This is a genomic window from Acidovorax sp. AC410 (assembly GCF_979253235.1).
The window spans coordinates 512,640-524,842 of record NZ_CEEDCG010000001.1; the positions used below are offsets into that span (position 1 = coordinate 512,640).

The following is a 12,203-nucleotide window of genomic DNA, read 5'->3' on the forward strand; positions in this document are numbered from 1 at the left end:
CCCATGCGCCACGGCTTCGCTCCCTCGCGCGCGCTGTTGCTGGCCTGCGCGGCCCCTGCCGTAGCCTTCTTCGCGGCCTTCTGGCTGCTGCCCGTGGCCTTGCTGCTGGCCCTGCCGGCCGGCAAGGGCTGGGCCAGCTATTTTGCGGTACTCACCAACGCCCGCTACCTGCAGAGCCTGCTGCAGACGCTGGGCCTGTCGCTGGCCGTGACGCTGGCCACGCTGGTGCTGGGTGCCCTGGTGGGCATCACGCTGGCGCGCCAGCGCTTTCGCGGGCGCCAGTTGCTGCTGTCGCTGCTCACACTGCCGCTGTCCTTCCCCGGGGTGATCGTGGGCTTCTTCATGATCCTGCTGGGCGGCCGCCAGGGGCTGGTGGCGGACCTGACGGATGCCCTGGGCCTGGGCCGCATCACCTTCGCCTATGGCCTGGCAGGCCTGTTCCTGGCCTACCTGTATTTCTCGCTGCCGCGCGCCATCGCCACCTACACCGCTGCGGCGGGTGCCATGGACGCCGCGCTGGAAGAGGCCGCCCGCTCGCTCGGTGCCTCGCGCTGGCGCGTGGCGCGCGACGTGTGGCTGCCCGAGCTGGCCGCCACCACGCTGGCCTGCGGGGCCATCGTCTTCGCCACCGCCATGGGGGCCTTCGGCACGGCCTTCACGCTGGCCAGCAAGTTCGAGGTGTTGCCCATCACCATCTACAACGAGTTCACCAACTACGCCAACTTCGCGCTGGCGGCCAGCCTGTCGATCACGCTGGGGCTGATCACCTGGCTGGTGCTGTGGGCCGCACGCCGTGCGTCCGGCACCTCGGCTTTCTGACGCATCCATGATGAGAAACGCAAGACAAGCCCCCTGGTCTCTGGTGGCACTCACGGCCCTGGTGGCCGTGTTCATGCTCGCCCCCATCGCCCTGTCGGTCCTGGCCGGGTTGGTGAACAACTACAGCACGGGCCTGAAAAGCGGGCTTACGCTGCGCTGGCTTTCCGAGGTCTGGGAGAACTACGGCGGCACGGTGGGCGCATCCCTGTTGCTGGCGCTGCTGTGCGTGGCCGGCAACCTGCTCATCGGCGTGCCCTGCGCCTATGCACTGGCGCGCAGCCGCTCGCGCTGGGCGCGGCTGTTCGAGGAACTGCTGACCCTGCCCGTGGCTGTGCCAGGGCTGGCCAGCGCGCTGGCACTGATCCTGGCCTACGGCACGCTCTCGGGCTTTCGCCAGAGCTTCGCCTTCATCCTCGTCGGGCACATGGTGTTCACCCTGCCCTTCATGGTGCGAACCGTGGGCTCGGCCTTCCAGAAGGACGAACTTTGCTCGCTCGAAGAGGCGGCGCGATCGCTGGGGGCCAGCGTCACGCAGCGCTTTCTCGGGGTGCTGGTGCCTGCCGTGCTGCCGGCCATCGTGGCGGGCAGCCTGATGGTGTTCACGCTCTCGGTGGGCGAGTTCAACCTGACCTGGATGCTGCACACCCCGCTCACGCGCACCTTGCCCGTGGGCCTGGCCGACAGCTATGCCTCCATGCGCATCGAGATCGGCTCGGCCTACACGCTGGTCTTCCTGATCGTCATCCTGCCCGTGCTGTGGGGCCTGCAGGCCGTCGGCACCTTCATCGAGAAACACCATGGAACTTGAACGCACACGCGTGGACGTGGTCCAGTGCGCGAAGACCTATGCCGACGGCACGCGCGGCCTGCAACCCACCGACCTCACGGTGGAGCCCGGCGAAGTGCTGGCCCTGCTGGGCCCCTCGGGCTGCGGCAAGACCACGCTGCTGCGACTGATCGCGGGGCTGGAGTCGCCCGACGCGGGCAGCCGCATCGCCTTTGGCGGCACGGACGTGACGCAGCTGCCCATCGAGCGGCGCGGCATCGGCATGGTGTTCCAGCACTACGCGCTGTTTCCGCAGATGACGGTGGCCGCCAACATTGGCTACGGCCTGCGCATCCGCGGCGCCGATGCGGCCGAACAGCGCCGCGTGGTGGGCGAGCTGGTGGACCTGGTGCGCCTGACCGGACTGGAGAACAAGCGCCCGGCCGAACTTTCGGGTGGCCAGCGCCAGCGCGTGGCCCTGGCGCGCGCGGTGGCCGTGCGCCCACGCGTGCTGCTGCTCGACGAGCCGCTGACCGCGCTCGACGCCAAGCTCAAGGAGTCGCTGCGCGACGAGCTGGCCGAGCTGCTGCGCCGCCTGCACATCACCGCCATCCACGTCACACACGACCAGCAGGAGGCGCTGGCCATTGCCGACCGCCTGGCGGTGATGCAGGCCGGCCGCATCGTGCAGGTGGGCGACGGCGAAACGCTGTACCGCACGCCGGCCCACCCCTTCGTGGCGGCCTTCCTGGGCCGGGTGAACCGGCTGCAGCGCGACGAGGCAGCCCGCCAGCGCCAGGTGCTGCCCCTGGGCGGCATCGAGCTGCCCTGCCCCGCCCCCTGCGCGGCCGACACCGTGCTGCTGGTGCGCCCTGAGGACATCGAGGTGCAGGCAGAGCAAGCCGGGGGTGACGGCTGGGGCCGCGCCGAGGTGGCGCGCCGCAGCTTCCTGGGCGAGCGCGTGCAGCTCACCCTCTCCCTGGCGGGACAGCCCCCGCTGCAGGCCGAGGTGTCCCGGGACCACCCGGCCCGCCAGGGCCAGAAGGTGGCCATCCGCATCCGCCCCGAGCACCTCATGCCCAGCCACGGGGCTTCCTGACCCCTTCGACGCATTCCCATGACCACCCTGCTGCTGCAACTGTCCGACCTGCATATCCGCGAGCCCGGCCGCCTGGCCTATGGCCGCATCGACACCGCGCCCTACCTCGCGCAGGCGGTACAGGCCATCCTGCGCCTGCCACAACGGCCCGACGCGCTGGTGATCACCGGCGACCTGACCGACTTCGGCCGGGCTGCGGAATACGAACACCTGCGCGCGCTGCTGGCACCGCTGGGTGCCATGCCGACCTATTTGCTGCCCGGCAACCACGACGAACGCGCCCAATTGCGCCAGAGCTTCCCGGCGCACGCCTACCTGGGCACGGACGGGTTCGTGCAGTACTGCGTGCCGGTCGGCGACCTGACGCTGATCGCGCTCGACACCGTGGTGCCCGGCGCCAGCGAGGGCAGCCTGTGCGATGCGCGGCTGGCCTGGCTGGCCCAAGCGCTCGATGCGCACCGCCACCGCCCCGTGGTGATCGCCATGCACCACCCGCCATTCCAGACCCTGATCGGCCACATGGACGCCATCGGGCTGCTGAACGGCGCGGCAGAACTCGAAGCCCTGGTGGCACGCCACCCGAACGTGGAGCGCATCGTCTGCGGCCACCTGCACCGCAGCATCCAGGTGCGCTTTGGTGGTTCCATCGCCATGACCGTGCCGTCACCGGCCCACCAGGTCTGCCTGGACCTGGCGCCCGATGCGGCCTCGGCCTGGACGCTGGAGCCCCCCGGCTTCGGCCTGCATGCGCTGCCCCAGGGGGGACGCCTGGTGAGCCATACCGTGGCCAGCGGGCTGTACGAAGGGCCCTACCCCTTCCACGACGGTGGACAGCTGATTGACTGAGGCCGCCCGGCACCGGGGGCACCGCACCCTTTTTCCAGCCTGGCCGGAGCAACACACCTTGCCGTGTCATGGACATGGTTCCTGTGCTATGGATTCAGGAGTATGCTAGAGCGTCCGCAATGTGACAGTTTTGTGACTAAAACGGGCGCTTCCCTGGTTTGCGGTCTGCCGTTTTTGCTGCAGTGCCGGCTTTTCGGCCTCGCAAACCTTTCCCGCGCCCGCTTCCGGGCAACACCAGCCTGCCCCCAAGGCAGCCGCAGCGGGCATGGCACGTGCTTCACAGTGCAGGTCAAAAATAAGAAAAGTTAGCGTTTACTCATGAAGCATCTCCTGAATCTCCTGGCCGCCGTCGCGCTGCTGATCTGGGGCACACACCTGGTGCGCACCGGCATCCTGCGCGTGTTCGGCGCCAACCTGCGCCAGCTGATCGCGCACAGCGTCAGCACCCGCATCACCGCCGTGCTGTCGGGCATCGGGGTCACGGCGCTGGTGCAGTCGAGTACGGCCACCGCGCTCATCGTCTCCTCCTTCGTCGGCCAGGGGCTGGTGACGCTGCCTGCCGCCCTGGCCGTGATGCTCGGGGCCGACGTGGGCACCAGCGTGATGGCCGTGGTGTTCTCCATGGACCTGTCGTGGTTGTCGCCGCTGTTCATCTTCGTCGGGGTGGTGCTGTTCATCACCCGCAAAGACACCGCCGCGGGCCGCGTGGGCCGGGTGCTGATCGGGCTCGGCCTGATGCTGCTGGCGCTGCGCCTGATCACCGAATCCACCACCGTGCTGACCCAGTCGCCCACGGTGCGCACCTTGCTGGGCGCGCTCACCAGCGACCTGCTGCTGGAGATCTTCACGGGCGCCGTGCTGGCCGTGGTGGCCTATTCCAGCCTGGCCACCGTGCTGCTGACCGCCACCCTGGCCGGCTCGGGCGGCATCCCGGTGGACGTGGCGCTGGGCCTGGTGATCGGGGCCAACCTGGGCAGCGGCCTGCTGGCCGTGCTGACCACCATGAAGGCCAATGTGCAGACGCGCCAGGTGCCCCTGGGCAACCTGTTCTTCAAGATCATCGGCGTGGCCATCATGACGCCGCTCACCGGCCTGTGGCTGCAGCACGTGCGACCGCATGTTCCCGACACGGCCACGCTGGTGGTGCTGTTCCATCTGGCCTTCAACGTGGTGGTGGGCATCATCTGCATCGGCCTCACTGGCACCGTGGCGCGTGCCGTGCAGCGGCTGCTGCCGCAGCCCGATGCGCAGGCCTCGTCGGCCGGTACACGCCCGCGGCACCTGGACCCCTCGGCCCTGGCCACCCCGTCGCTGGCCATCTCGTGCGCGGCGCGCGAGGCCCTGCACCAGGCCGACGTGGTCGAGTCCATGATGATCGGCCTGCACACCGTGATCCGCACCGACGACCTCAAGCTCGCGCAGGACCTGCGCAAGCTCGACGACGAGGTGGACGGCCTGTACTCGGCCATCAAGTACTACCTGACCAAGATCTCGCGCGAGGCCCTGGACGAGCGCGAAGGCCGGCGCTGGGCCGACATCATCAGCTTCACCATCAACATGGAGCAGATCGGCGACATCATCGAGCGCGTGCTGATCGACATCGAGGACAAGAAGATCAAGAAAGGCCGCCACTTCTCCGAGGCCGGCATGGAAGAGATCAACGAGCTGCACGCCCGCCTGCTGGACAACCTGCGCCTGGCGATGAGCGTGTTCCTCAACGGCAACGTGCGTGACGCCCAGAAGCTGCTGGAGGAAAAAGCGCGCTTTCGCGACCTGGAGCGCGCCTACTCGGCCACCCACCTGGTGCGCCTGTCGGACAACACGGTGCAGAGCATCGAGACCAGCTCGCTGCACATCGACCTGATCAGCGAGCTCAAGCGCATCAACTCGCTGCTGTGCTCGGTGGCCTACCCGATCCTGGAGTCGGCGGGGGCGCTGGCACCGAGCCGGCTGCGCGCCGCCGTCACCCCGGAATAAGGCGCCGCTACGCGCCGGCCATGCTGGAATCGAGGTAGCCGCCGATCACCAGCCCGGCCTCCTGCGTGAACTCGCCGCGGGCCACCCGCCGCTGCACTTCATCCAGGCCGAGCAGCTCGAAGCGTTCCACCTCACCATCCTGGTTGGCAGGCTCCATGCCCCCAGGCACCGTGCCGCGGTACCAGTCGATGCGCTCGACCATGTAGCCGATGCCGCCACCCTCGCGGCTGGGGCGCGAGAACAGCACATGGCCGCCATGCGCGACATTGGCCAGATCCGCCGTGGCGAGGCCCGCTTCTTCCCAGGTCTCGCGCGCGAGGGCCTGATCGAGCGTGTCCACGGCCGAGACCATGCCGCCCATCAAGGTGTCCCACATGCCCGGGTTGTTGGGCTTGCTGCGCGAGCGCAGCTGCACCCACATGCGCCCGTCGGGCGCCAGGCCCACCAGGTGCACGGCCCGCGTGGCGATGCCCAGCACGCGCACGGCACCACGCTCCACGGTGGCGATCACCTCGCCCTGGGCGTTGGGCACGGCCAGTTGCTCACTGCGCCACGGGCCGCACAGGCTCCGGGCGCGCAGCGCGGCGGCGATGGCATTGAGGCCTGCGGTGGCCTGGCCAGTTGGTACGTCGAGGTACCAGCCGCCCGCCTGCCTGTGCAGGCGATGGCCGCCCTCTAACTCCGGCGCCACCGTATCCAGCACGCCTTCGGCCACCGTGCCCACCACCTGCCCTGCCACCTGCAGTGGCAACCGGGCCTGTGCCGGCGGTTGCCGGGCAGCAACCCGTGCCGCCGCCAGCCACCCGGCAAAGGTCTGCGCGGGCGTGCTCACAGCGTGAGGATGGTGCAGCCGGTGGTCTTGCGGCCTTCGAGGTCGCGGTGCGCCTGCTGCACCTCGGCCAGCGGGTAGCGCTGGTCGATGTGGATCTTCACCTGGCCGCTGGCCACCACGGCGAACAGGTCGTCGGCCATGGCCTGCGTGCTCTCGCGCGTGGCGATGTGGGTGAACAGGGTCTGGCGCGTGACGTACAGCGAGCCCTTGGCGCCGAGCGAGCCCGGTGCGAACGGTGGCACGGGGCCCGAGGCATTGCCGAAGCTGGCCATCAGGCCGAAGGGGCGCAGGCATTCGAGCGACTTGTCCCAGGTGTCCTTGCCCACCGAGTCGTACACCACCTTCACGCCCTGGCCGCCGGTGATCTCCTTGACGCGCGCCGCGAAGTCCTCGGTGTTGTAGTTGATGGCGTGGGCCGCGCCATTGGCCAGCGCCAGCTGGCACTTGGCGTCGGTACCGGCGGTGCCGACGAGCTGCAGGCCCAGGGCCTTGGCCCACTGGCTGGCGATCAGGCCCACGCCGCCGGCAGCGGCGTGAAACAGCACATGGTCGCCGGCCACGAGGCCCTGCACGGGCAGGGTCTTCTTGAGCAGGTACTGCGCCGTGAGGCCCTTGAGCATCATGGCCGCACCGGTTTCGAAGCTGATCGCATCGGGCAGCTTGCACACGCACTTGGCAGGCATCACGCGCTGCTCGCAGTAGCTGCCGGGCGGCTGGCTGGCGTAGGCGGCGCGGTCGCCCACCTTCAGGTGCGTGACGCCCTCGCCCACGGCCTCGACGACACCGGCAGCTTCCATGCCGATGGTGGCGGGCATGTTCAGGGGGTACAGGCCCGTGCGGTGGTACACGTCGATGTAGTTCAGGCCGATGGCGTGGTGGCGGATGCGGATCTCGCCCGGGCCGGGCTCGCCCACGGTGACATCGGCGAGGTGGAGTTCTTCGGGGCCGCCATGCTGGCGGATCTGGACGGCGAGGCTCATGGGATCGGTCTCCTGTAACGCTGTAACGGGTGGGACAAAACGGCGGCCATCCTGCCATGAATCTGCAAGTCTTGCCCGCCGCAGGCAGATACAGTCACGGCATGACGCAAAGACTCTCGCCCGGCACCGCGGCGCTGCTGGTGGTACCGCCGCTGCTGTGGGCCGGCAATGCCGTGGTCGGCCGCCTGGTACACGAACTGATCCCGCCCCTCACCCTGAACTTCATCCGCTGGGTGCTGGCCTTTTTCATTTTGCTGCCGCTGGCGCATGCCGTGCTGCGCCGGGACAGTCCGCTGTGGCCGCACTGGCGCCGCTATGCGCTGCTGGGCCTGCTCGGTGTGGGCCTGTACAACGCGCTGCAGTACATGGCGCTGCAGACGTCCACGCCCATCAACGCCACCCTGGTAGGGTCGAGCATGCCGGTCTGGATGCTGGCCGTGGGCGCGCTGTTCTTCGGCGCGCCGGTCACGCGCCGCCAGGTGGCGGGGGCGTTTCTGTCCATGTGCGGGGTGCTGCTGGTGCTCAGCCGTGGCGAATGGGGCCAGTTGCTGGCCCTGCGCCTGGTGCTGGGCGACCTGTTCATGGTGCTGGCCACCATCTCCTGGGCGTTCTACAGCTGGATGCTCTCGGGCACGCGCGAGCCGGCCACCATCCGCGGCGACTGGGCCGCCTTCCTGATGGCGCAGATGGTCTTCGGCCTGGCCTGGTCAGGCTCGTTCGCGGGCCTGGAATGGGCCAGCGGGCGCACGCACATCGAATGGGGCTGGCCCCTGATCGCCGCGCTGGCCTTCATCGCCGTGGGGCCTGCGGTGCTGGCCTACCGCTTCTGGGGCGTGGGGGTACAGCGGGCCGGGCCGGCGCTGGCCAGCTTCTTCGTGAACCTCACGCCGCTGTTCGCAGCCCTGCTGTCGGCGGCCTTCCTGGGCGACACGCCACAGCTGTTCCACGGCGTGGCGTTCGCGCTGATCGTCGGTGGAATTGTCGTATCGTCGCGGCGCTGAAAACCTGCGCACCGCCAGAGTTCAGGCCGTCAGCGCGGTGCTGCTGGCACCCAGCAGGCTTTCGAGATCGGCCACCGGCACGGGGCGGCCCATCAGGTAGCCCTGGAAGAACTGGCAGCCGTGCAGGGCCAGGAAGTCCTTCTGCGCCTGGGTCTCGACGCCTTCGGCGATCACGTCGAGCTCGAGGTTGCGCGCCATGCCGATGATGGTCTGCACGATCACGTCGTCGGTGTGCTTGACGCCCAGGTTGCGCACGAAGGACTGGTCGATCTTGAGCTGGTCCAGCGGCAGGCGCGTGAGGTAGGCCAGCGAAGAGTAGCCGGTGCCAAAATCGTCCACCGAAAAGCGCACGCCCTTGGTCTTGAGCAGGCCCATCTTGGCGATGGTGTCGTCCACGTTGTCGAGCACCAGGGACTCGGTGAGTTCGAGCTTGAGCAGGTGCGGCCGGGCCCCGGTCTCGCGCAGCACTTCGACCACCCGGGCCACGAAATCGCGCTGGCGGAACTGGCGCGCGCTGACGTTGACCGACAGCTGCACATGCCGGTAGCGCGCATCGCCCTGCCAGGCGGCCAGTTGCTCGCAGGCCGTGCGCAGCACCCAGTGGCCCATGGGCACGATGAGTTCGCTCTCCTCGGCCACACCGATGAAGTGGCCCGGCCCGATCAGGCCGCGCTCCGGGTGGCGCCAGCGGATCAGTGCCTCGGCCCCGACGATGCGGCCGTCCAGGTGAAACTGGGGCTGGTAGTGCAGCACGAACTGGCGGCCGGTCAGGGCCGCCTGCAGGTCGCTTTCGAGCTGCGCGCGCTGGCTGATCGCGATCTGCATCTGCGGGTCGAAGAAACACAGCGCATTGCGGCCCTGGGACTTGACCTGGTACATGGCGATGTCGGCCTGTTTGAGCAGGTCCACCGACGGCTGCATGGCACCGCCCATCAGCGTGGCGCCGATGCTGGGGGTGCTGTGGTAGGTGTGGGTCCCGAGCGTGTAGGGCTGGTTGAGCTTGCGCAGGATCTTCTGACCCACCCGGCGCGCATAGGCGGCGGCCTCGCTGCTGTGCTCCGACAGGTCGCTGAGCATCACCACGAATTCGTCGCCACCCAGGCGGGCCACCGTGTCCTCGCGCCGAACGCAGGTCTTCAGGCGCTGTGCCACCTGGCGCAGCAGCATGTCGCCGACCTCGTGGCCCAGGGTGTCGTTGAGCGTCTTGAAGTGGTCCAGGTCCAGGAACAGCAGCGCGCCGTGCTGGCCGCTGCGCACACTGGCAGCCGTGGCCTGCTGCATGCGGTCCATCAGCAGGCGCCGGTTGGGCAGGTTGGTCAGCGGGTCGAAGAAGGCCAGGCTCTCGATCTCGGCACTGGCCTGGCGCAGCTCCGTTACGTCATGGTAGGTGATGACCAAGCCCGATTCCGGCGTCACCCGCTCGGTGATCTGGATCACGCGGCCATCGGGCAGGGATTGCTCGTGCGGCCCCTGCGGCTGCAATTGCAACGCCAGGCGGTGCTCTATCCACAGCGCACGCTCCGAGTCGGAGGCATGCGGCAGGTGGTGCCTGGCCTTTTCTTCGAGCACCTTGCGGAACGGCACCTGGGGCGCCAGGATGGGCTGGAGCCAGGGAAAGATCTCTTCGAAGCGCCGGTTCCATTGCACCACGCGCTGCGCGCCGTCGAGCAGCACAAAACCGCTGACCATGGATTCGAGGGCCTGGTCCAGCGTCGCCTTGCTCTGGGCAATGGCCAGGCGGGCCTGCACCATGCGGTCGATGTAGCGCAGCGCGAACCCGCCGGCCGCCAGGATCATGGCCAGGAAGGCCAGCGCGGTAAGGGCCACGGCATTGCGCTCGGTGCGCCAGGACGCCAGGGCATCACTCTGCGGGATGCTGGCCGAGATGCGCAGGTCCTGGTACAGGATGGGGCGGTACACCACCAGCGCGACCTCGCCGCTCAGGCGCGCAGGGGCGCGCCAGTGCGGGCCGCTGTCGTCCAGGGTATCGAGCGGCGGAGACAGGGTGTGGGTGACGACGTCATCCCGACCGGGCACGCTCAGCAGCATCTGCCCGCCCGCGCGCTCCAGCGTGACCTGCAGGCCACTGATGTCCACGCCCTGCACCAGTACCGAACTCAGCGAGGCCACGGGCAGTTCGGCCAGGGCCACCACGCGCGAACTGTCGGCCATCTTGAGGTGGCGCGCAAAATACAGCACCCGTTCGGCGCTGGCGAAGCTCACCACGGGCTGGCTGACCATGAGGGTGGAGACGGGCTGGCGCAGCACGTCGTCCAGGAAGCCGGAGGGCAGGTCCAGGGCCAGCCGGCTGCCTGCGGCATCGGAGGATGCGATCACCTTGCCCTGGGCATCCACCAGGGCCACATAGCGCACCATGAGGTTCTGGCGCGCCGAGCTGCGCAGGCGCTGGCTGGCGCTGTCGGAGTCGATCCAGTCCACCATGGCGGCCGACAGCCCCAGCAGTTCGTCCATGCTGGCCAGCAGCACGTCCACGGACAGCAGCGAACGGTTGAGCGCCGCCTCGGCACCGGCCACGAAGCGCGTGGCCTGCGTGGCGCTGTCGGCCAGCGCCACCTGGCGCGCATTCCAGACCAGCATGGCCGCCACCACGGCCACCGACGCGAGGAAGAAGGCCACCGCCCCCGAGACGTAGATCTTGATGCGCGCTGGCGAGGATGGGTTCATTTGCCAGGCGCCGCGGCCAGGCCGCGCACGGGCCCGATGGTTCGGTTCCAGATATCCGCGCAGCGCGGGCCGCAGCGCTGTACCCAGCGCGGCAGCACGGTGGAAGCCAGGATCTCGCGGCGGCTCTTCTCATCCTGCTCCGAGACGGGCACGACGACCATGCTGCCCTTGCGCCCACCCGTGCAGTTGGCCGCTCCGCGGTTGCAGGCCATGCCGTCGGCGGTCTCGCGCTCGGCCTCCTCCCAGATCGCGGCCTCCAGCCGGGGCAGCTCGCGGCGCAGCAAGGCCCGCAGGTCGGGCGGCAGGGCCTCCCAGGCGGCCTGGTTGGCGGCAAACACGGCCAGGCCCCAGTTCACCGGCAGCGCATGCAGGTGCGAGGTCATGGTGTGCAGGCCCAGGGTGTTGCCCGACATGGTGCCGGTGATGGCACACTCGGTGTTGCCCGCAGACAGGCTGGTCACGATCTGCGCAAAGCCCGTGAGCACGGGAATGCCGCCCAGCGCCCCGACGAAATCGGCCTGGCTGGACGAGGAGACGCGGATGCGCCGGCCCGACAGGTCGGTCAGGTTGCGCAGGGGCTTCTTGCAAAAGACCACCTGGGCCGGATAGACATAGATGGCCAGGGCCTCGACCCCATGCTGGTCGCGCAGGGCCTTTTCCAGGTAGGGGCGAAACGCCGCCACCGTGGTCTTGAGGGTGGCGATGTCGGGGTTCAGCCCCGCGAGGTCGGGCGCCGTGTACTCCGGGTACTGGGCCGAGAAGGAACTCATGAGCGTGGTGCCAAAGGGCACCACCCCGAGTTGCAGCAGGCGCAGCATCTCGCCACCGGGCACGCCAGCGCGGTCGAAGGGCACGATCTCGGCATCGAACTTGCCGCCGCTCAGGCGCGCCAGGTCCTTGCTCCAGAAAGGCTCTTCCTGCCGTGTGTACTGGTTGATGCTGGCCAGGCCGCCCACGATGCGCAGCTTGTACGGTGCGGGGGCCTTGGCGGCCGGTGCCGCCCCGGCAGCCTGGGCCCAGGCAGCGCCGCCGCACGCCCACGCACCCGCCGCCAGCAAGGCCAGTGCGGCGAATCGGGTTGTCAGGACACGGGACAGGTTCATGGCGTTGGTATCTCCGGCCTTATTTTTCGTCCTAGTTTCCCAAAGTATGGGAAAAATGTGCGCAAAACACAACGGACCACGGTAGGGCCGTCAAG

The 12,203-nt window shown here is 68.9% G+C and carries 10 protein-coding genes; 6 read left to right on the plus strand and 4 right to left on the minus strand.

The genetic code is table 11. From position 1 onward, the window contains the following. Positions 1 to 3 precede the first annotated feature (3 nt). From AC0IZS_RS02285 to AC0IZS_RS02305, 5 genes are all read left to right on the plus strand, one after another. Positions 4 to 819, plus strand: coding sequence for an ABC transporter permease (locus AC0IZS_RS02285; RefSeq protein WP_471634160.1), 816 nt, complete (start codon positions 4 to 6; stop codon positions 817 to 819). 7 nt (positions 820 to 826) lie between these two features. After that, a complete protein-coding gene (locus AC0IZS_RS02290; RefSeq protein WP_471634161.1) occupies positions 827 to 1,627 on the plus strand; it encodes an ABC transporter permease in 801 nt (266 codons plus the stop codon). Continuing rightward, a complete protein-coding gene (locus AC0IZS_RS02295) occupies positions 1,617 to 2,684 on the plus strand; it encodes an ABC transporter ATP-binding protein (protein WP_471634162.1) in 1,068 nt (355 codons plus the stop codon). The genes AC0IZS_RS02290 and AC0IZS_RS02295 overlap by 11 nt, the downstream gene beginning before the upstream one ends. Positions 2,685 to 2,702: 18 nt before the next feature. Continuing rightward, positions 2,703 to 3,530, plus strand: a complete 828-nt coding sequence (locus AC0IZS_RS02300) for a phosphodiesterase (RefSeq protein WP_471634163.1) — start codon at positions 2,703 to 2,705, stop codon at positions 3,528 to 3,530. Between the two features lie 318 nt (positions 3,531 to 3,848). Continuing rightward, entirely contained in the window at positions 3,849 to 5,507 is a 1,659-nt protein-coding gene (locus AC0IZS_RS02305) for a Na/Pi cotransporter family protein (RefSeq protein ID WP_471634164.1), read from the plus strand. Between the two features lie 7 nt (positions 5,508 to 5,514). On the opposite strand, the gene AC0IZS_RS02310 is transcribed toward AC0IZS_RS02305, so the two are convergent. Both AC0IZS_RS02310 and AC0IZS_RS02315 read right to left on the minus strand, forming a co-directional pair. Next, complete coding sequence (locus AC0IZS_RS02310; RefSeq protein ID WP_471634165.1) at positions 5,515 to 6,339, minus strand: NUDIX hydrolase; 825 nt, start codon at positions 6,337 to 6,339, stop codon at positions 5,515 to 5,517. After that, positions 6,336 to 7,319: a quinone oxidoreductase family protein gene (locus tag AC0IZS_RS02315; RefSeq protein WP_471634166.1), complete on the minus strand. Its 984-nt coding sequence runs from the start codon at positions 7,317 to 7,319 to the stop codon at positions 6,336 to 6,338. Before AC0IZS_RS02315 ends, AC0IZS_RS02310 begins: the two co-directional genes overlap by 4 nt. A gap of 101 nt (positions 7,320 to 7,420) precedes the next feature. On the opposite strand from AC0IZS_RS02315, the gene AC0IZS_RS02320 reads away from it, so the two are divergent. Then, complete coding sequence (locus AC0IZS_RS02320) at positions 7,421 to 8,320, plus strand: DMT family transporter (protein ID WP_471634167.1); 900 nt, start codon at positions 7,421 to 7,423, stop codon at positions 8,318 to 8,320. Positions 8,321 to 8,341: 21 nt separating this feature from the next. Here the strand turns inward: AC0IZS_RS02320 and AC0IZS_RS02325 are convergent, their stop codons facing one another. After that, positions 8,342 to 11,005, minus strand: a complete 2,664-nt coding sequence (locus tag AC0IZS_RS02325; protein ID WP_471634168.1) for a bifunctional diguanylate cyclase/phosphodiesterase — start codon at positions 11,003 to 11,005, stop codon at positions 8,342 to 8,344. Continuing rightward, entirely contained in the window at positions 11,002 to 12,108 is a 1,107-nt protein-coding gene (locus tag AC0IZS_RS02330; RefSeq protein WP_471634169.1) for a TRAP transporter substrate-binding protein, read from the minus strand. The genes AC0IZS_RS02325 and AC0IZS_RS02330 overlap by 4 nt, the downstream gene beginning before the upstream one ends. Positions 12,109 to 12,203 lie beyond the last annotated feature (95 nt).